The sequence below is a fragment of the Myceligenerans cantabricum genome (genome assembly GCF_054777735.1).
Genome location: NZ_BAAHAJ010000010.1, coordinates 1 through 19207, shown reverse-complemented (window position 1 = coordinate 19207; position 19207 = coordinate 1). Strand labels below are relative to the sequence as shown.

Genomic DNA, 19207 nt, shown 5'->3' with positions numbered 1-19207 from the left:
TTATCGTCCCACGACTGACGACTCCAGGAGCTCCAGGGCGTGCCGGCGCGCGGTCTCGGAGTCGTCCTGGCCCGAGAGCATCCGCGCGAGCTCGACGACACGGCCCTCGTCCGTGACCTCCCGCACACCGGTGACCGTGATCATCCCGTCGTCGGAATCGGCGTCGTCGCTGGTCGAACCACCTGTCTCGGCGGTCGACTTCGTCACCACGAGGTGGGCGTCGCCGAACGCGGCGACCTGTGCGAGGTGCGTCACGACCACCACCTGCGTGGTGCGGCCGAGCTGCGCCAGGCGGCGGCCCACCTCGACCGCGGCCCGTCCGCCGACACCGGCGTCGACCTCGTCGAACACGAACGTCCGCCGCAGCGCCGCGGCGTCGCCGTCCGTCCCGGTCTCCGCACCGCCGGAGGCCGCCTGCTTGTGCGGCGACGTGGCGAGCGCCACCTCCAGGGCGAGCATCACGCGGGACAGCTCACCGCCCGAGGCGCCCTTGCCCAGCGGGCGTGGCGGGGCACCCGGGTGCGGCACGAGCAGCATCGTGACCTGGTCCGCCCCGTACGGGCCGAGCGCCTCGGCCTCGCCGACGGTGACCTCGAGGTGCGCGCCGCCCATCGCGAGACCGTGCAGCTCGGTGGTGACGGCGTCGGCGAGCTGGGCAGCACCCGTGGTGCGCGCCTCGGTCAGCACGCCCGCCAGATGGTCCAGCTCCTCGTCCAGCTCCGCGACGCGCTGCCGCATGGACTCCAGGCGGTCGCCGCCGTCGTCCAGGTCGAGGAGCCGCAGTCCGGCGTCGCTCGCCCACTGCAGCACGTCGTCGATCGTCTCGCCGTAGCTCCGGGTCAGGCCCGTCAGCTCGGCCATGCGCGCGTGCGCGGCCTCCAGGCCTCCCGGGTCGGCCTGCAAGTCGTCCAGGTAGGCGGCGACGTCGGTGGCCAGGTCGTTGATCAGGTAGCCGACCTCGGCGAACCGGGTCGCGAGCTCGCCCAGGGCCGGGTCGGAGGGCGCCCCGCCCTCCAGGGCGCGGCGGGCGGCCTCGACCAGCGCGATCGCGTTCTGCTGCGCACCGGTCTCGTCCTCGCCGGCCATCGCCTGGTGCGCCTCGCCGGCCGCGACGCGCAGGCCCTCCGCGTTGGACAGCCGCTCGATCAGCGCCGCCAGCTCGGTGTCCTCACCGGCCTGCGGCTCCACCCGCTCGATCTCCTCGAGCCCGATGCGCAGCAGCTCGACCTCGCGCGAACGCTCGGCGGCCTTCGCCTCCGACCCGGTGATCTCCGCGAGCAGCCCGGTCCGCTCCGACCAGGCGGTCCGGTACTCGGCGAGCACCCGCTGGTGGACGGGGCCGGCGAAGTCGTCCAGCGCGTCGCGCTGCTTGGCGCTCGTGCGCAGCCGCAGCTGCTCGGCCTGACCATGGACGGTGACCAGGTCGTCCGCGATCTCCGCGAGCACGCCCTGCGGCACGGCGCGGCCGCCGAGGTGGGCGCGGGAGCGGCCGTCGGCGATGGTGCGCAGCACCACGACGGTGCCGTCGTCCTCGAGCTCGCCGCCCGCCTCGTCCACGCGTGCCCGGGCCGTCGGGTGGCCGGACACCCGGATCCTGCCCTCGACGGCGGCCCGGTCCGCGCCCGGGCGCACCGAGCGCGGGTCTGCCTTGCCGCCCATGAGCAGGTTCAGGCCCGTGAGCACCATCGTCTTGCCCGCGCCCGTCTCACCGGTGATGACGGTCAGCCCCTCGGACAGGGGCACGCGGGCGCCGCGGATGACGCCCAGGTTCTCGATAGCGATCTCCTCGAGCACGTCACTCCTCACCCCGCTCGAAAGTTTGTCCGGATGTATCAGACCGTACCGCCCGCTCGCGCCAGCCCGCGACGGGCAGGTCGAACTTCGAGACGAGCCGGTCGGTGAACGGCGCCTGGTTCAGCCGCGCGAGCCGGATCTCGCCGGACCGCTGCACGAGCACGTTCGACCCCTGCGGTACGTCGATGCGCCGCCGGCCGTCGCAGGTGAGCACGCCCGGCACGGCCGACGTCGGCAGCACCCGCACGCCGATCTCGTTGCGCGGGCCCACCACCAGGGGGCGGGCGAACAGGGCGTGCGCGCTCAGCGGGACGAACAGCACGGCGTCGACGTCCGGCCAGATCACCGGTCCGCCGCCGGAGAACGCGTGCGCCGTCGACCCGGTCGCGGTGGACATCACCACGCCGTCGCAGCCGAACGACGACAGCGGCCGCCCGTCCACGCTCACCCCGACCTCCAGCATGCGCCCGCCGAGACCCTTCTCGATCGTCACCTCGTTGAGCGCCCAGCCGGAGAGCACGTCGCCGCCGTCAGGCAGGTGCACGTCGACCCCGACGCACGCGCGCCGCTCGACCGTGTAGTCGCGCGCGGCGAGCCGCTCCACGGCCGCGTGCAGGTCCTCGCGCTCCGACTCCGCGAGGAAGCCCACGTGCCCGAGGTTCACGCCGAGCAGCGGCACGTCGGTGCCGCGGGTGAGCTCGGCGGCCCGCAGGATGGTGCCGTCCCCGCCGAGCACCATGACGAACTCGGCCTCCGCGATGCCCTCGCGCAGCCGCGTGGTGTCCATGTGGTCGCCGAAGTCCTCGGTGAGGGCGTCGTCGTGCAGCGAGGGCGAGAACCCGGCCGCCTTCAGTTCGTGCACCGCCTCGGTGGTCGCGGCGACGGCGGCGGGCCGCCCGCCGTGCGTCACGAGCAGTACGCGCCGCGTCATGCCTGCTCCCGCTCGTCGTGGTCCGGAGGTACGGGGACGACGGCGGCAGAGACCGCCGCGGCCAGCTCACGGCCGTCAGCGGCGGGGGCGCCGTCGCCGGTCGCGAGCCACACGAAGAACTCGCGGTTCCCGCTCGGGCCCGGCAACGGGCTCGGGACGATCCCGCGCAGGCGCAGCCCGGCGTGCTCGGCGGCCCGGACGACGGAGGTCACCGCGTCGGCGTGCAGCGCCGGGTCCCGCACGACGCCACCCCGCCCGAGCCGCTCGCGCCCGACCTCGAACTGTGGCTTGACCAGCAGCAGCGCGCTCCCGCCCGGCCGCAGCACCGCGGCGACCGCGGGCAGCACGAGGGTGAGCGAGATGAAGGAGAGGTCCCCGGTGACGAGGTCGGGCGCGCGGTCGAGGTCGGCGGGCGCCAGCTCGCGGACGTTCCTGCCCTCGACGACGGTGACCCGCGCGTCCCGCCGCAGCCGCTCCACGAGCTGCCCGTGCCCGACGTCGATCGCCACGACGTGCTCCGCGCCGCGGCGCAGCAGCACGTCCGTGAACCCGCCGGTGGACGCCCCGAGGTCCGCGCACCATCTGCCGGAGATCCGAGGGCCCGCGGCGTCCAGGACGTCGAGGGCGCCCGCGAGCTTCAGCCCGGCACGGGAGGCGTACTCGGCCTCGCCCGCGTCACCGGGCGACACCGTGACCTCGTCGTCGCCCGCGACCGCCGTCGACGGCTTGGCGACCGGCAGTCCGCCGACCGAGACCCGGCCGGACGCCACGAGCTCGGCGGCGTGCCGCCGCGAGCGTGCCAGGCCGCGCCGGACCAGCTCGGCGTCCACGCGGGCCCGTGCTGTCATCACCGCCACCACCGTCAGGCGTCACCGCTCATGTGTGTGCGCAGCGCGTCGTGCACGTGCTCGAACCGCGCCACGTGCTCGCCCGTCGGGAGGTCCTCGAGCCCGTCGAGGGCCGTCAGGGCACGCTCCACGGGACTCTCCGGGCCGGGCGCCGCGAGACCGTCCGCCGGCCCGGCACCGATCACGGGCGCACCGGCGAAAGCCTGCTCGTCCGCGTCCCAGCCACCGCCGGACACGACCTCGTACGAGTCGGTCACTCGATCCCCTTCTCCACATCGGACTGGAGTGCTGCGACAACACGGTACCTGCAGTACCTGGCGCGCCCCGTCAGGCACGCTCGACCGGACCGACGCGGCGCGCGGCGCCGCACCTCCCGGCTCCCGGCTCCCGGCTCCCGGCTCCCGGCTCCCGGCTCCCGGCTCCCGGCTCCCGGCTCCCGGCTCCCGGCCGGCGCCCTACCGCACTCGGGCCTCCGGAGACCAACCGAAGGCCCGCCGAAAAAAAGCGGTGGCAACGCGCCGGAATTGCTTGACGTACCGGCGTCCACGCCCCTAAATGAATGCCGACGGGCGTCCGTCGGTGTATGCCCAGGTCACCGCCGAGATCCCACGGCACACGGCTGACCTGCGGCGGAACCGCCAAGAATTCACCGAGTGTTGCCCTGTCGGTGCGCCCCTGATGCCCCTACGCTCGGTCATTGCAACGGCCGCCCGCAATCCCCGTGAGACATCCCGAGAAGATATGGAGAGGGAGAGACGTTGGCCAAGCCCCAGATCACCGTCCGCCACTGGCAATTCTTGCGATCCTTAGCACGGCACGGCAGCATCGGCAGCGTTGCCAGGAACGAGCATCACTCCGAGACGGTCGTCCGACGGCACCTGAAGGACCTCTCCCGCGCCTGCGCCGTGGAGGTGGTCGACACCAGCGACGGCGTCGCCCGCGTCACGAGCGCCGGGATGCTGCTGCTGGACCGGTTCGCGCCCATCCACGACGACCAGGAGTTCGTGCAGGACCGTCTGCAACGGCTGCTGACGCTGCGCGAGTCCGACCTCATCTTCGAGGAGGTCATGGCCCGCACCGTCCGTTCCCGACACCACGGCCCGTTCCACGCGGCACGGCCCGTCCCGGACAGCACGGTCCGTTCCTGACCTCGGACGGGTGCACGGTACCGGCCGGTGCCGTGTACCCCGTCCGAGCGGACGCGTCACCCCTGGACGTCGAGGTCCGGCACGTGGGTGACCGCCTCGCCGGTGTCCGCCGCCGCCCAGGACGCCGCGCAGGCCGCACGCACCAGGTCGATGCCCTCGCCCGTCACCGGACGCAGCACGCCGTCCGTGACCTGGGCGGAGGCGGCACCGCACACCCAGACCACGCCGTCGCGCACCGGCTCCGGGTGCGGCTCCAGCAGGGCGCGCAGGTCGGCCCCGAGGAACGACGGCCGCTCCCCCGGCCCGGCCAGGACCGCGTCCCGCGCGGTCGACACGCCGGTCAGCACGTGCAGCCCCGGGTAGCCGGCGGCACGCGCTCCGGCCAGGTCGGTGTCCAGCCGATCCCCGATCACGAGGGGACGTGAGGCCCCGGACCGCTCGACCGCCATCCGGAACATGTCCGGCCCCGGCTTGCCCGCACTCGACGGCGTGACGCCCGTCGCCGCGGACACCGCGCCCACGAGCGCACCGTTGCCGGGCGCGAACCCGCGCGCCGTCGGCAGCGACATGTCGAGGTTGCTCGCCACGTGCCAGGCACCGCGCCCGACGGCGTACGCCGCCTCGGCCAGGTCCTCCCACGCCAGCCGCGGGGCGTACCCCTGCGCGACGGCGTCCGGGGCGTCGTCCGCCGACGACACCGCCTCGAACCCGGCGGCCTGAACTGCCGTGACCAGGCCCTTGCCGCCCACGACCAGCACCTTCGCGCCGGGCTCCAGCCGCGTGCGCAGCAACGTGGCGCACGCCTGCGCGGCGGTCATCACCTCGTCGGCGTCGGTCGGGATGTCCAGACCGGTGAGCTGTGCGGCGACCTCCTCCGGCTCCCGTGACGCGTTGTTCGTCACGAAGACCAGCGGCATGCCGCCGTCCCGAGCCGCGGTCAGGCTCGTCGCGGCATGGTCGATCGGCAGGTGCCCGCGGTAGGCGACGCCGTCGAGATCCACGAGAGCGAGGTCGTACGCCTCGGCCAGCGGCGCCGGGCTCCCGATCAGCCCGCTCATCCGGCGGTCCCTCCGGCGGCGCCGCCCTGACCGGGCGCGGCCGCGTCCGGCCGACCGGGCTCCGCGGCGGCCGGGCTGTCGGCGCCGGTGTCAGGGCCGGCGTCCTGGCCGTCCGCCGCACCGTCTGCGACGTCGTCCGCGTCGGTGCTCGGCGCCGTGCCGTCGCTGTCCGCGTCGTCGATCCCGGCTTCCGCGAGGATCTCGGCGACCTCCGCCTCGACCTCCGCGTCCGACGGCTCCGGAACGTCGGCCGGGATCTCCCCGTGCGGAGGCTCGGCCTCGGCGGCGACGGCACCCGTGTCCGCGGACCGAACGTCGTCGGCGGGAGCCTCGCGGTCCTGCGCGATCGTCCCGTGGTCCACGGCTGGTGCGGGGTCCTCGGCGGCCTCGACCCCCGCGTCCGCCTCGTCAGCGAGTTCCTCGTCGCCGTCGCGGTCGTACCCGTGGTCTCGGCCGGCATCACCGTCGCGGCCGTCCGCCGCGTCCACCTGGTCAGCGGGTTCCTCGCCGTCGCGGTCGGCATCACCGTCGCGGTCGCCGTCGTCCTCCGCGTCCGCTTCCTCGTCGTAGACGTCGTAGACGACGACGTCCTCGTCCGGTTCCGCGACGCCGGTGGCTCGCGCCAGCGCCTCGGGGTCGACACCGGCCAGCACCGCCTCGGCCTCCTCGTCCCGGCCGGCGCTCTCCAGCGCGACGGCTCGAGCCTGGAGGACACGCAGCCCGAGGTCGCCGGGCGCCTCGCCGGCGGGGATCTTGTCGAGCACAGCCAGCGCGGCGTCGTGCTCGCCCAGGTCGCTGCGCGCGCCCGACACCACGATCGCCAGCTCCGTGCGCCCGTCCGCGTCGAGGGTCTCGGCCTCGGGCGTCGCCGCGAGCGCGATCGCACGCTCGGGCCGGCCGAGCCCGCGCTCAGCGTCGGCCATGAGCGGCAGGTGCTCCGAGCTGCCGTTGAGCCGCCGGACGGTGCGCAGCTCACGCAGCGCCTCGGCGAAGCGGCCGGTGCGGTAGGCGGTCAGCCCGGCAGCCTCGCGCACGACGTCGATCCTGCCCGCCCGGCGCACCGCCGCCTGGGCGTGCAGATAGGCGGTCTCCGGGTCGATGTCGAGCAGGCGCCCGGCCATGATCAGGTGCAGTCCGACCCGCTCCGCGTTGTCCTTGGTCAAGCCGCGCATCCGGCCGCGCGCGTCGCGGTCGAGCTGGGCGATCGACACGTCCTCGGCGATCTCCGGGTCCGGGACGCGCTCCGCGCGGTCGTCCCGCCGCTCGTCACGGAAGTCCCGGGCGCCGTCATGACGGTCGCCGCGGCCGCCACCACGGTCGTCACGGCGCGGACCACGGTCGTCACGGCGGGGCCCACGGTCGTCCCGGAAACCCCGGCGGTCGTCGCCACGGGATCCGCGGTCGAACCCGCTCCGGCGGTCGCCGCCGTGCCGGTGGTCCCCCCGTGCCCCGCGCTCGTCACGCGCCCGGTCGTCCCTGCGGAACCCGTCCCGCCGGTCATCGCGCTGGGAACCGTCCCGACGATCCCCGGGACCACCCCGGTCGTCACGGCGCGGACCACGGTCGTCACGCTGCGGGCGGCCACCAGGACCGCGGTCGTCACGGCGCGGCCCGCGACCGTCGTCGTAGCGACGCTGCGGCCGGTCGCCGGACCCGCGGTCGTCCCGCCCGAAGCCGTCCCGACGATCCCCGGAACCGCCCCGGTCGTCACGGCGCGGACCACGGTCGTCACGGTGCGGACGGTCGGCATGGCCACGGTCGTCCCGACGGGGGCCGCGATCGTCGCGCTGCGGACGGTCGCCGCCGCGGTCGTCGTCACGCCGCGGTCCGCGATCACCGTCGTACCGACGCCGCGGACGGTCACCGCCCCCACGGAACCCGCCGTCCCGCCGGTCACCGTCACGACCCTCGTACCCACCGCGCCGATCGCCGTCGCGCCGGAACCCGCCGTCCGGGCGATCGTCCCGGGCCGCGTGCCCGCGCTGGTCGTCCCGCCGTCGGTCGCCGCCGAAGTCACGCCGGTCCCCGGGTCCCCTGTCGTCCCGGCGCGGCCCGCGACCGTCGTCGTAGCGACGCTGCGGCCGGTCGCCGGACCCGCGGTCGTCTCGCCGGAAGCCGTCCCGACGATCCCCAAAACCGCCCCGGTCGTCACGGCGCGGACCACGGTCGTCGCGCTGCGGACGGTCGCCGCCGCGGTCGTCGTCACGCCGCGGTCCGCGATCACCGTCGTACCGACGCCGCGGACGGTCACCGCCCCCACGGAACCCGCCGTCCCGCCGGTCACCGTCACGACCCTCGTACCCACCGCGCCGATCGCCGTCGCGCCGACCGCCCTCACCGCGCTCGTCACGGCCCCGGTCGGATCCGGAGTCGCGCCGGGGCCGGTCACCGTGCCCCCGGTCGTCCCGGCGGGGGCCCCGATGCCCCTGGCCGTGGCGGTCGGGTCGGTCGTCCTCGCGGTCGTTCCCCTGCTCACGGGGCGAATCGTTCACTATGGTCCTCTCAACGGCAGATGCAGGCCTATTCTCCCACGTGCCCCTCCCGCCGTCCCCGCTCAACCCCATCTCACGGATGTGATCCACGTCGTCCGCTACTGACTCGCGTTCATCAGGGGATCGAATCCATTCAAAGCGTCCCTTGGGGTCTGTCAGACCCTGGTGAACCCATCCCCAATAGCGGCCACCTGCGCACCGGGGCGGGGCGGGGCGGGGGCAGGGGTGGGGTGGGGCCGAGGCGGGGCGGGGCGGGGGCAGGGGTGGGGTGGGGCCGAGGCGGGGCGGGGCGGGGCGCGCCACCCGGGGCGCCGGGCCCCACCCCGCGCGGTCACGTCCGCAGACGGACCACGTCCGGGTTCCAGGTGTCCTGCTTGCGGACCAGCCGCACCGCCGTGAGAACCAGCGCCGCGATCACGGCCAGCAGCAGGAACAGGCCGGAGCTCAGCCCGAAGCCGAAGATCCACAGGTATCCCACCGCGCCGGTGGTGAGGCAGTAGTAGACCATCGGGATCACGGTCTTCCGGATCAGGTCCCCTTCCCGCCCGACGAGCCCGACGGTCGCCGACGCCGCGACGATGTTGTGGATCGCCACCATGTTCCCTGCCGCGCCGCCGACCGCCTGCAAGGCCGCGACCGTCTCCGGCGAGGACGCGCCGATGTTCTCCCCGGTGGCGAACTGGAACTGGGCGAACGTCATGTTGGACACCGTGTTGGACCCGGCGACGAACGCGCCCAGTGCCCCGATGAACGGCGCGAACAGCGGCCACTGCGACCCGCCGAGGTCGGCGGCGGCCTGCGCCAGGGTGATCGGCATCGAGTCGAGGCCGGCCCCGTTGAGGTCGGGCCCGGAGTTGATGAAGATGCGCACGAGCGGCAGCGCGAACACCAGTGCCACGGCCGCGGCGCCGAGCTGGCCGCCCGCCACCTTCCACGACGCGGCGATCTGGTCACGCTTCATCCCGTGCAGCACATAGGTGATCAGGCAGGCGAGCAGGAAGATCGCGCCGGGCGAGTACAGCAGGTCCATGTTCTGCCCGATCCCGGTGCCGAAGATGTCCTGGACCTCGAGCACGGCGGGACCGGTGAGGAACTCCTTGATCGCGGGAATGTTCCGCGTGATCAGGAGCAGCGCCGCCACCACGAGGTACGGCGTCCAGGCGAGCGGGAGCGACATCTTCTTCGTCAGGCCGGCGGCCTCCTTCGCCGGGTCGACGGTCCCCATCCACCGGTCGGACCAGCGCTCCCGCGGCGGGAAGTCCCACACGTCCTTCGGCATGAGGAAGCCCTTGGACGACGTGAACATCACGAGCACCAGGCCGACGAACCCGCCGAGCAGCGCCGGGAACTCCGGCCCGAGCAGGTATGCCACCGCGAGGTACGGCACGATCATCGCGAGCGCCGCGTAGACGGCGAACGGCCAGACGGCGAGCCCGGCGCGGAAGCTGCGCTTCTCGCCGAAGAACCCGCACATCATCGTGACCATGAACAGCGGGATGAGCACGCCGGCGACAGCGTGCAGCGTCGCGACCTGGGTCGCGGTGTGCGCGACGAAGCCGAGGTGGTCGAGCCCGAGCTCGGCCTCGCGGGCGGCGACGCCGGCCACGGGCTGCCCGTCGGCGTCGGCCAGGCCGGTGCCGAGGCCGGTGAGCATAGGGGTGCCGACGGCGCCGAAGCTGACGGGCGTGGACTGGATGACGAGCCCGGCCATGACGGCGGCCATGGCAGGGAAGCCGAGCGCGAGCAGCAGGGGCGCGACGACGGCGGCAGGCGTGCCGAACCCGGCGGCGCCCTCGATGAACGACCCGAAGAGCCAGGCGATGATGATCACCTGGACGCGCCGGTCGGGGCTGATCGACGTGAAGCCGGCACGGATCGAGGCGAGAGCGCCGGACTTGGTGATGGTCTCGAGCATCAGCAGTGCGCCGAAGATGATCCAGAGCAGCCCGATCGCGATGAGCAGCCCCTGGACCACCGACGCGGCGATGGTCACGACGGGCATCTGCCAGGCGGTCAGGGCGACGACGATGATGACGACGAGTCCGACGGGCATGGCGTTCCGAGCGGACCAGCGCAGTCCGATCAGGAGGGCGCCGACGACGAGGATGGGGAGGGTTGCCAGAAGCGCGAGTACGCCGAGGTTCATGGGTGGCTCCAGGTCCGGCATCGTTGCCGGGTAGATCCGTACCGTTTTCACATGTCGGAATTATCAATCCATGTAGCGGTATGAACCTAGCACCACAGCACCGCTGACGGGAGCCCCCTGAGCCGGGCTTCTCCCGGCCGTGCCCTCACCCGTCCCGCACGTCGTGCCGTCGTCCCGCACGTCGTGCCGAGTCTCCCGCCGTGGTGTCCCTGCCGTCCCTCACGCCGTACCGGGCGCCACCGCCCCGGGCCCGACCAGGGCGTCGCGCCCCACCCCGCGCAGCGACACGTCCAGCACCTGGATCAGGTGCGCCGCGGCCATCGGGCGCCCGTCCCGGCCCAGCGCCGCGGCGATCTGCATGGAGCACCCGGGATTCGACGTGACCAGCAGCTCCGCGCCCGTCGCGGCGACGTTCGCCGCCTTCCGGTCTCCCAGCTCGCGCGCCGGTTCCGGGTTGGTCAGGTTGTAGATCCCGGCCGACCCGCAGCACATGTCCCCCTCCGCGATCTCCCGCACCGTCAGCCCGGGTATCGCGGCCAGCAACCCCCGCGGCTGCGAGCGCACCCGCTGCGCGTGGGACAGGTGGCAGGCGTCGTGGTACGCGACGGTCACGTCGACCGGGTAGCGCGGCGCCACGGGTCCGAGCTCGTCCAGGATCTCCGAGACGTCCCGCACCGTCGCGGCGAACTCGGCCGCCCGGAGGGCGTAGGCCGGGTCGTCGGCCAGCAGGTCCGCGTACTCCTTCATCGTGGAGCCGCAGCCGGCGGAGTTCACCACCACCCGCTCCACCCCGGCGTCCGAGAACGCGTCCACGAGCGCCCGCGCGTAGTCGAGACCTTCGGCCTCGCGCCCCGAGTGCACGGACAGCGCCCCGCAGCATCCCTGCTCAGCGGGGACGACGACGTCGCACCCCTCCGCCGCGAGCACCCGCACCGTGGCGGCGTTGACCCCGGGGAAGAACTCCCGCTGCACGCACCCGAGCAGCATCCCGACCGTCGTCCGCCGCGTGCCCGACGCCCGGGTCAGCGGCGCCACCGGCTCGCGCGGCGCGATGGGCGGTGCCACGGACTCCATCGCCTCCAGCGTGGGCGAGACACGCGCCAGCAGCGGCCGCACCAGCCGCGACAGCCCGCTGCGCTGGTACAGCGCCAGCAGCGGTCGCACGGCCCGCAGCCGCCGCGGGTGCGGGAACAGCGCGAAGATCCCCGCCCGCACCAGTCGTTGCCACCGCGTCCGGTGCCCCGACCCGCGCCGCTCCACCTGCGCCCGCGTCGCCTCGACGAGCTTGTCGTACTGCACGCCCGACGGGCAGGCGGTCACGCACGCCATGCACCCCAGGCACGCGTCGACGTGCTGCACCAGCGACGCCGACATCGGCTCCCCCTCCAGCCCCTGCTTCATGAGGTGGATGCGCCCGCGCGGCGAGTCCATCTCCTCGCCCCACAGGGTGTAGGTGGGGCACGCGGGCAGGCAGAACCCGCAGTGCACGCAGTCGTCGACGAGCTCGCGCGACGGCGGGCGGTGCCCGTCGAACGCCCCGACGCGACCGGCGTCGAACGCCCCGAGCAGGTCCGGCTTCGTCTCGCTCATCAGATTCCTCCCACGAACCGCCCGGGCGCGAGGTTCCGCCCGGGATCCAGCCGGTGCTTGACCGCCCGCATCAGGTCGAGCCCGCCCACGGGCCCCCACACGTCCACGGCCTCGCGCACGTCCCGCGGTGCCCGCAGCACGGTCACCGTCCCGTCCCGCGGCGAGGCCGCGACCCCTCGCAGCTCGCGGACGACGGCGGCCACCGCGGCGGCATCGCGCCCACCGTCCCCCGCCCGGCCCGCGCCGGCCGGGGCAGCGCCGGCCGGCGCGGTGGCGCTGTCCCGGCGGGCGCCGACCGGCCCGCCGACGGCGACGTGCAGCACGCCGGCCGCGCTGCCGCGCAGCGCGACGCCGACCCCGTGCGCCTCCTCCGCGTCTCGTGCCGTGGCCAGCAGCCCGGCCACTCCCGTGAGCGTCGCGGTCGCCCTGGCGAGGACCGGGGTGCCGGGGCGGCCCGCACCCGGCCCGTCGTCGGGCAGCAGGCCCCACCAGGCGGGCGGCTCGGTCCGCACGTCGCCGCCGGTCAGCAGGGCCGCCTCCCGGGCACGCCGCACGACGGCGGCCTCCTGGCCCTCCAGCAGGACCGCGACGGTGGCCTCGCCGGAGCCGGCCGGCCGGTCGAGCTCCACGGCGGCGGGCGCGAGCTGCGAGGTGACCACGTCCCGGGCGCGCGCCGCGACGTCGGGCAACCGGCCGCTCGCGACCACCCAGAGGCGCGCGGGCCGGACCGGGTGCAGCCGGAACGCGGCCCGCACTATCACCCCGAGCGTGCCGTACGAGCCGGTCATGAGCTTGGCCAGGTCGTATCCTGCGACGTTCTTGACGACCTTGCCCCCGCTCGCGGCGACCGTGCCGTCGGCCAGCACCACGGTCGCTCCCAGGACCAGGTCCCGCAGCGCGCCGCGCTGGAGGCGCCGGGGACCGGACGCACCGGTCGCCAGCGCGCCGCCGACCGTCGACCCACCTGCGAGCCGCGTGGGCGGGAGGTCGACGACGAGCTCCTGCCCGGCCGCGCCCACGATCCCCAGCAGCTCCTCGACGGGCAGGCCGCCCTCGGCGACCACGACGAGGTCCCCGGCACCGTGCTCGACGAGCCCGTCCAGCCCGGTCGTGTCGAGGATCAGGTCGGCCCGCTCGGGCGGCGCGGCCCAGTCCAGCGCCGTCCCGGCGCCGCGGGCCACGGTCGCCAGACCCTGTGACCTGGCCTCGGCCAGCACGGCGGCCACGCCCGCGGCGGACGTCGGCCGCGCCACGACGGCGGCGGGCACGCCGTCCACGACGTCGCCAGGCCCCGCCTCACGCACCCCGCCGGCGGCATCCACCGGTCGCAGCACCTGGGCCAGCCGGTCCAGGTCCGGCGGGCCGCCCTGCCCGGCCCCGGCCCCGTGCCGGGGCGCCTGGTCGTGCGCCGTCATCAGAACACCTCCGCCACGCCGGTCGCGGACAACGGATGCTCCCCCTGCTTCCGCCCGGGGCGCTCCCCGCACAGGCGTGGTGTCGGGAAGACCTTGCCGGGGTTGGAGAGCGTCTCCGGGTCGAAGGCGCAGCGCACGGCCTGCATCACGGCGAGGTCGTCGGCGGTGAACATGCGCGGCATGTGCTTCGCCTTGTCCGCGCCGACGCCGTGCTCCCCGGTGATGGAGCCGCCGTGCTCGAGGCACAGGTCGAGGATCCCGCCCGCGACCTCCTCGGCCCGCTCCACGGCGCCGTCCTGCGCTCCGTCGAACAGCACGAGCGGGTGCAGGTTGCCGTCCCCCGCGTGGAACACGTTCGCCACCCGCACCCCGGCGTCGTCCCCGAGCTCGGCGATGCGCCGCAGCACCTGCGGCAGCGCGGTGCGCGGGATGACGCCGTCCTGCACGATGTAGTCGGGGCTGATCCGCCCCACCGCGGCGAACGCGGACTTGCGCCCCTTCCAGACGAGCGCCCGCTCGGCGTCGTCGGCGGCGACCCGGACCTCGAACGCGCCGCTGGCCTCGCACAGCCGCACGACGTCGTCGAACTCGCCGGCCACGTCCGCCGCGTGCCCGTCGAGCTCGGCCACGAGCACAGCGCCCGCGCCCGCCGGGTAGCCGCAGTGCACCGCCTCCTCGGCGGCCTCGATCGCGAGGGCGTCCATCATCTCGATCGCGGCGGGAATCACCCCGGCCGCGATGATCGCGGAGGTCGCGGCGCCGGCGTCGTCGACCGTGCGGAACGCGGCCAGGATGGTGCGGACCTCCTGCGGCAGCCGCGTGAGGCGCACCGTGGCCGAGGTGACGATGCCGAGGGTGCCCTCGCTGCCCACGAGCGCGCCGAGCAGGTCGTAGCCGGGCGGGTCGGGCGCCTTGCCACCGATCTCGACGAGCGCGCCGGCAGGGGTGACGAGGTCCAGCCCGGTGACGTGGTTGGTGGTGAACCCGTACTTGAGGCAGTGCGCGCCGCCGGAGTTCTCCGCGACGTTCCCGCCGATCGAGCACACGGACTGGCTCGAGGGGTCGGGCGCGAAGTAGTGCCCGTCAAGGCTTGCCACACCCGTGAGCTGCAGATTGATGACCCCGGGGTCGACGACGGCACGCTGGGTGGCCGCGTCGATCTCGCGGATGTCGCGCATCTGCGACATCACCACGAGCACGCCCTCGGAGTGCGGCAGCGCCCCGCCGGACAGGCCCGTGCCCGACCCGCGCGCCACGAACGGCACGCGATGCGCGGCGCAGGCCCGGACGGCGGCGGCGACGTCGTCCGCACCCCGCGCCAGGACGACGAGTCCCGGCACCACGCGATAGGCGGCGAGCCCGTCGCACTCATACGTCCGCCGGCGCGCGTGGTCCGTGATGACCTGCTCGCCCCGGAGCACCGCGCCCAGGTCGGCGGCGACGGCCCGGAGCCGGCCGTCGGCCGTGCTGTCGGGTGTGCCGTCAGGTGTGTTGTCGGGTGTGCCGTCCGGCATCGCAACCTCCTCGTTGCTCACCACGATGGAGGACGCCGGCCGCACGACCGGCGTCGTCCATCATGCACGGTCCATGGTCACTCCATACGACGGTACGCCGGGAGCGTGAGGAAGTCGGCGTACTCGTCGGCGACGGCGACCTCGAGGAACGTCTGCTTCGCCGCCTCGTAGTCCGCGGCGTCGCCGGGCAGCTTCGCGATCTCCTCCGCGACGATCTCGTGCACGAGCTCGGTGGTGACCGTGCGGCCCGTGTCCGCGAGCGTCACGGCGTTGTGCAGCCACTGCCACACCTGCGAGCGGGAGATCTCGGCGGTCGCGGCGTCCTCCATGAGGTCGAAGATCGCCACGGCGCCGAGTCCGCCCAGCCAGGCACGCAGGTACTGGATGCCGACGGACACGTTGTTCCGCAGACCGGCCTCCGTGACGTCGCCCGGGGTCGCGGCCACGTCCAGAAGCTGCTCGGCCGTCACCTCGACGTCGTCGCGGGTGCGGTCGATCTGGTTCGGCCGCTCGCCGAGGACGTCGGTGAAGACCTCCTTGCACAGCTCGACCATGCCGGGGTGCGCCACCCAGGAACCGTCGAACCCGTCACCGGCCTCGCGGGTCTTGTCGTCGCGCACCTTGGCGAACGCCGTGGCGTTCGCCTCCTCGTCCTTGCTCGGGATGAACGCCGCCATGCCGCCGATGGCGTGCGCGCCGCGCTTGTGGCACGTCCTGACGAGCAGCTCCGTGTAGGCGCGCATGAAGGGGACGGTCATCGTCACGGCGTTGCGGTCCGGGAGCATGAACTCGGTACCGCGCGTCCGGAACGACTTGATGACCGAGAACATGAAGTCCCAGCGGCCCGCGTTCAGGCCGGCGGAGTGGTCCCGCAGCTCGTAGAGGATCTCCTCCATCTCGAAGGCTGCCGGGTAGGTCTCGATGAGCACCGTGGCGCGGATCGTGCCCTGCGGGATCCCGAGGTAGTCCTGCGCCAGGACGAACGCGTCGTTCCAGAGCCGCGCCTCCAGGGAGGACTCGATCTTCGGCAGGTAGAAGTAGGGGCCCTGGCCCTTGGCGAACTGCCGCAGGCCCGCCGTGGCGAGGTACAGCGCGAAGTCCACCAGCGAGCCCGACGTCTCCCGCCCGTCCACCAGGAGGTGCTTCTCCGGCAGGTGCCAGCCGCGCGGGCGCATGACGATGGTGGCGAGCTCGGCGTCCGGCTTGAGCGCGTACGTCTTGCCGTTCTCGGCCGTGAAGTCGACGGTGCGGTTGATCGCGTCGAGCAGGTTGAGCTGACCGCCCACCACCGACGTCCACCGCGGGGTGTTCGCGTCCTCCTGGTCCGCGAGCCACACCTTGGCGCCGCTGTTCAGCGCGTTGATCGTCATCTTGCGGTCCGTGGGTCCGGTGATCTCCACCCGGCGGTCCACGATGCCGGGGGCGGGGTCCGCGACGCGCCACGAGTCGTCCTCGCGGATGCTGCGCGTCTCCTCGAGGAAGCCCAGGGTGCCGCCGTTCGCCAGGTGCTCGACGCGGCGCTCGCGCGCCTCCAGGAGCTCGAGCCGGCGGTCCGCCAGCTCGCGGTGCAGCCTGACGAGCAGCTCCAGCGCGGCAGGGGTGAGCACCTCCTCGTACCGCTCGCCGATCTCGCCGGTGATCTCGATGCCGTCCGGAGTCTCCACGTCGACACTCTCCTTGCTTTTCCGATATGCGGAAGTTGATGTCCTGATCGTGGAAAGTCTAGCGCCCCGCGAGCCGGTCGCCCACCTTCGCCGCCTCCTCGCGCAGGACGGGGACGGCGTCGTCGGCGAACTCCGGCGTCACCCGCGCCGCCGGGCCCGACGCCGACAGCGCCGTGGCCAGGGGCGCTCCCGGGACCGCCACCGCGAAGCAGCGCACGCCGATCTCCTGCTCACCGTCGTCGATCGCGTACCCGCGCTCGCGGATCCGGCCCAGCTCGGCGACCAGTGCGCCGACATCGGTGATGGAGTGCTCGGTGGCGGCCGGCAGCCCCGTGCGCTGCGCGATCTGCCGGACCTGCGCCTCGGGCAGCGCGGCGAGCAGCATCTTCCCCACACCGGTGCAGTGCAGGTGCACCCGGCGCCCCACCTCGGTGAACATCCGCATGGAGTGCGTGGACGACGCCTGCGCCACGTACACGGCCATCTCGTGGTCGAGCATCGCGAGGTTCGCGGTCTCGCCGAGCGTGGCAGCGACCTGTTCGAGAGAAGGGCGGGCGACGGCCCCGAGCTGCTTGCCGGCAGCGTCCGCGAGTCGCAGCACGCCCGCCCCGAGCGCGTACCGCCGCGACGGCATCTGACGCGCGTACCCCCGCTGTACCAGGGTGCGCAGCAGCCGGTGGATCGTCGGCAGCGGGAGCCCGCTGCGTTCGCTGAGCTCGCTCAGGGTCGCGTCGCCCCCGAGATCCGTCATGATCTCGAGCAGGTCGATCGCCCGCTCGACGGTCTGCACACCGCCGGTGCTGCTTGCCACGTGAGGCCTCCGGTCTCCGTCGACTGATCGTTCGCGGAGATGCCCGCGGACCAGAACCAGGATTCCACAGCCTGGAACCGGCCTCTTCGCGGCAAGGTACTGCCGGGAGACGGCAGGGGCGGCGGCGCGGCCGCTACTCGCCGGCGCGTTCCCGCTCGGCCGTCGTGGCGCCGTTGGCGAGGTACCAGCCGATCTTCTCCCGCAGGCGCCGCTGCTGCGCGACCAGCAGGTCCACCTGCTCCTGGACACGGTCGTCGTGGGCCTGCAGGAGCGCGAGGCGTTCGTCCATGGTGGACGCGTCCAGGCACAGCTCGGCGTAGCGCTTCAGGTCGGCGATCGACATGCCCGTGTCACGCAGGCACCGCACCAGTGCGAGCCAACCGAGGTCCGCCTCGGTATACGTCCGGCGTCCGCCGGGTGTGCGCGCGATCGGTGTGAGCAGGCCCTCGCGCTCGTAGTAGCGCAGGGTGTCGATGCTGAACCCCGACTCGGCCGCGGCCTCCGCCGGGGTGTAGCCGGTCCGTGCGTTCGCGGTCTCCGTCATGTGTCCATCATGCCGCTCCACCCGCCCTTGACCTGGAGCGGGCTCCAGGTACGACGCTGCTGCCATGGACACGATGAACCTGGCCCTCGGGGCCATGAAGTTCGGCACGACCGTCGACGAGCCCACCGCGTTCCGCCTGCTCGACCAGTTCGTCGACGCCGGCGGCACCTGGATCGACACCGCCGACTGCTACGCCTTCTGGGACAGCGGCTCCGGCTACGGCGGCCAGAGCGAGGAGGTGCTCGGCCGCTGGCTCGCCGCCCGGCCCGGCATGCGGGACCGCGTCCGGATCTCCACGAAGTTCGGCGCCGAGCCCGTGACGGCAGGCAGGTGGCCGGCGTCGCGCACCGGCCTGGGGCGCACGGCGGTACGCACCCAGCTCGAACGCAGCCTCGGACGCCTCCGCACCGACCATGTCGACCTCGCCTGGGCACACATGGAGGACCGGACGGTCCCCATCGAGGACGTCGCCGACACCCTCTCCAGCCTGTCCGACGACGGTCTCGCCGGACGTCTCGGCATGTCGAACCACCCTGCGTGGCAGGTCGCGGCCGCCCGGGCACAGGCTCTCGGACGGGGCGCCACGCCGGTGAGCGCCCTCCAGCACAGCTACTCGTACGTGCACCCGCGGCCCGGCACGCCGAGTGCGGAGCACCGGTTCGGGTTCCTCGACGACGAGCATCTCGATCTCGCCGCCACCGACGGCCTCGAGATCTGGGCGTACACGCCGGTCCTGTCCGGCGCGTACGACAACCCCGCCAAGGCCGTCCCTGAGGTGTTCGACCACCCGGGCACGACCCGCCGCCTCGCCGCGCTCGCCGCGGCCGCTGAAGGCGTCGGCCTCACGCGCGGCCAGACGGTGCTGGCGTGGCTCGCCGGCCACGACCCCGTGGTCCGTCCGATCCTCGGCGGCAGCAGGCCCGAACAGCTCGAGGCGGCAGTCCTCGCGGTCAGGACCGTCCTGCCCGACGACGTCCGCGCGAGCCTCGACGCCGTCGAGCCGCTCACGCCGGCGCTGGACGAAGACCGCGTGCCGGAACGCGAGGTGGGGTGAGGTTCGGGGTGCTGGCTGGGGGTCTGTCTGGCCTGGGGCAGCACGATGGGCCGGAGCCCCTTGTACCGGTTGTGGTGCAAGGGGCTCCGGCCCGTGTGTGCGAGGCGCGTGTGTGTGAACCGCGTACGTAAATGGAGGAAGCCCTCAAACTGGTGTTTGAGGGCTTCCTGTGAAGTGGGGTCCGGCGGCGTCCTACTC

Annotated in this window: 16 protein-coding genes; 3 read left to right on the top strand and 13 right to left on the bottom strand. The window is 73.9% G+C overall.

The window, feature by feature from the left end; genetic code table 11:
* Genes recN through ACYU96_RS14325 form a run of 4 tightly spaced genes read right to left on the bottom strand, consistent with a single transcriptional unit; the run spans position 1 to position 3830 of the window.
* Positions 1 to 1794, bottom strand: coding sequence for a DNA repair protein RecN (gene recN, locus ACYU96_RS14340; RefSeq protein ID WP_460754731.1), 1794 nt, complete (start codon positions 1792 to 1794; stop codon positions 1 to 3).
* Between the two features lies 1 nt (position 1795).
* Positions 1796 to 2725 (bottom strand): NAD kinase, encoded by a 930-nt coding sequence (locus ACYU96_RS14335; protein WP_460754728.1) that lies wholly within the window; start codon positions 2723 to 2725, stop codon positions 1796 to 1798.
* Entirely contained in the window at positions 2722 to 3573 is an 852-nt protein-coding gene (locus ACYU96_RS14330) for a TlyA family RNA methyltransferase (protein WP_460754726.1), read from the bottom strand. The genes ACYU96_RS14335 and ACYU96_RS14330 overlap by 4 nt, the downstream gene beginning before the upstream one ends.
* Before the next feature lie 14 nt (positions 3574 to 3587).
* On the bottom strand, positions 3588 to 3830 hold the full coding sequence (locus ACYU96_RS14325) for a hypothetical protein (protein WP_460754723.1): 243 nt from the start codon (positions 3828 to 3830) through the stop codon (positions 3588 to 3590).
* A gap of 540 nt (positions 3831 to 4370) precedes the next feature.
* Between ACYU96_RS14325 and ACYU96_RS14320 the strand changes: the two genes are divergently transcribed.
* Positions 4371 to 4721 carry a hypothetical protein gene (locus ACYU96_RS14320; RefSeq protein WP_460754720.1) on the top strand — a complete coding sequence of 117 codons (351 nt, stop codon included), beginning with the start codon at positions 4371 to 4373 and terminating at the stop codon, positions 4719 to 4721.
* Positions 4722 to 4777: 56 nt separating this feature from the next.
* Here the strand turns inward: ACYU96_RS14320 and ACYU96_RS14315 are convergent, their stop codons facing one another.
* Together ACYU96_RS14315 and ACYU96_RS14310 are read right to left on the bottom strand one after the other, a co-directional pair.
* Positions 4778 to 5779, bottom strand: coding sequence for an HAD-IIA family hydrolase (locus tag ACYU96_RS14315; protein ID WP_460754718.1), 1002 nt, complete (start codon positions 5777 to 5779; stop codon positions 4778 to 4780).
* Complete coding sequence (locus ACYU96_RS14310) at positions 5776 to 6990, bottom strand: hypothetical protein (RefSeq protein ID WP_460754715.1); 1215 nt, start codon at positions 6988 to 6990, stop codon at positions 5776 to 5778. The genes ACYU96_RS14315 and ACYU96_RS14310 overlap by 4 nt, the downstream gene beginning before the upstream one ends.
* Before the next feature lie 78 nt (positions 6991 to 7068).
* Here ACYU96_RS14310 and ACYU96_RS14305 point away from each other — a divergent pair, with 78 nt between their 5' ends.
* The gene (locus tag ACYU96_RS14305) at positions 7069 to 8376 is read left to right on the top strand and encodes a hypothetical protein (protein ID WP_460754712.1); all 1308 of its coding nucleotides are present in this window, start codon (positions 7069 to 7071) and stop codon (positions 8374 to 8376) included.
* 226 nt (positions 8377 to 8602) lie between these two features.
* On the opposite strand, the gene ACYU96_RS14300 is transcribed toward ACYU96_RS14305, so the two are convergent.
* The 7 genes from ACYU96_RS14300 to ACYU96_RS14270 all read right to left on the bottom strand — a co-directional run bounded on the left by ACYU96_RS14300 (position 8603) and on the right by ACYU96_RS14270 (position 17955).
* Positions 8603 to 10417 (bottom strand): L-lactate permease, encoded by a 1815-nt coding sequence (locus tag ACYU96_RS14300; protein ID WP_460754709.1) that lies wholly within the window; start codon positions 10415 to 10417, stop codon positions 8603 to 8605.
* 219 nt (positions 10418 to 10636) lie between these two features.
* Positions 10637 to 12007, bottom strand: coding sequence for a heterodisulfide reductase-related iron-sulfur binding cluster (locus ACYU96_RS14295; RefSeq protein ID WP_460754705.1), 1371 nt, complete (start codon positions 12005 to 12007; stop codon positions 10637 to 10639).
* Positions 12007 to 13422, bottom strand: a complete 1416-nt coding sequence (locus ACYU96_RS14290; protein ID WP_460754702.1) for an FAD-binding oxidoreductase — start codon at positions 13420 to 13422, stop codon at positions 12007 to 12009. Before ACYU96_RS14290 ends, ACYU96_RS14295 begins: the two co-directional genes overlap by 1 nt.
* Entirely contained in the window at positions 13422 to 14936 is a 1515-nt protein-coding gene (locus ACYU96_RS14285; protein ID WP_460754699.1) for an FAD-linked oxidase C-terminal domain-containing protein, read from the bottom strand. The genes ACYU96_RS14290 and ACYU96_RS14285 overlap by 1 nt, the downstream gene beginning before the upstream one ends.
* 77 nt (positions 14937 to 15013) lie before the next feature.
* The gene (gene aceB, locus ACYU96_RS14280; protein ID WP_460754696.1) at positions 15014 to 16600 is read right to left on the bottom strand and encodes a malate synthase A; all 1587 of its coding nucleotides are present in this window, start codon (positions 16598 to 16600) and stop codon (positions 15014 to 15016) included.
* Positions 16601 to 16658: 58 nt separating this feature from the next.
* Positions 16659 to 17411, bottom strand: a complete 753-nt coding sequence (locus ACYU96_RS14275) for an IclR family transcriptional regulator (RefSeq protein WP_460754693.1) — start codon at positions 17409 to 17411, stop codon at positions 16659 to 16661.
* A gap of 133 nt (positions 17412 to 17544) precedes the next feature.
* On the bottom strand, positions 17545 to 17955 hold the full coding sequence (locus ACYU96_RS14270; protein ID WP_460754691.1) for a MerR family transcriptional regulator: 411 nt from the start codon (positions 17953 to 17955) through the stop codon (positions 17545 to 17547).
* A 64-nt stretch (positions 17956 to 18019) separates the two neighbouring features.
* Between ACYU96_RS14270 and ACYU96_RS14265 the strand changes: the two genes are divergently transcribed.
* A complete protein-coding gene (locus ACYU96_RS14265) occupies positions 18020 to 19009 on the top strand; it encodes an aldo/keto reductase (protein ID WP_460754688.1) in 990 nt (329 codons plus the stop codon).
* The last annotated feature ends 198 nt before the right edge of the window (positions 19010 to 19207 follow it).

Excerpts from the sequence above, each read along its gene's own strand:
- ACYU96_RS14270 (WP_460754691.1), bottom strand. The coding sequence starts at position 17,955 with ATGACGGAGACCGCGAACGCACGGACCGGCTACACCCCGGCGGAGGCC.
- ACYU96_RS14305 (WP_460754712.1), top strand. The coding sequence starts at position 7,069 with ATGACGGTCGCCGCGGCCGCCACCACGGTCGTCACGGCGCGGACCACG.
- ACYU96_RS14330 (WP_460754726.1), bottom strand. The coding sequence starts at position 3,573 with ATGACAGCACGGGCCCGCGTGGACGCCGAGCTGGTCCGGCGCGGCCTG.
- ACYU96_RS14295 (WP_460754705.1), bottom strand. The coding sequence starts at position 12,007 with ATGAGCGAGACGAAGCCGGACCTGCTCGGGGCGTTCGACGCCGGTCGC.
- ACYU96_RS14300 (WP_460754709.1), bottom strand. The coding sequence starts at position 10,417 with ATGAACCTCGGCGTACTCGCGCTTCTGGCAACCCTCCCCATCCTCGTC.
- ACYU96_RS14290 (WP_460754702.1), bottom strand. The coding sequence starts at position 13,422 with ATGACGGCGCACGACCAGGCGCCCCGGCACGGGGCCGGGGCCGGGCAG.
- ACYU96_RS14315 (WP_460754718.1), bottom strand. The coding sequence starts at position 5,779 with ATGAGCGGGCTGATCGGGAGCCCGGCGCCGCTGGCCGAGGCGTACGAC.
- ACYU96_RS14335 (WP_460754728.1), bottom strand. The coding sequence starts at position 2,725 with ATGACGCGGCGCGTACTGCTCGTGACGCACGGCGGGCGGCCCGCCGCC.
- ACYU96_RS14265 (WP_460754688.1), top strand. The coding sequence starts at position 18,020 with ATGGACACGATGAACCTGGCCCTCGGGGCCATGAAGTTCGGCACGACC.
- ACYU96_RS14285 (WP_460754699.1), bottom strand. The coding sequence starts at position 14,936 with ATGCCGGACGGCACACCCGACAACACACCTGACGGCACACCCGACAGC.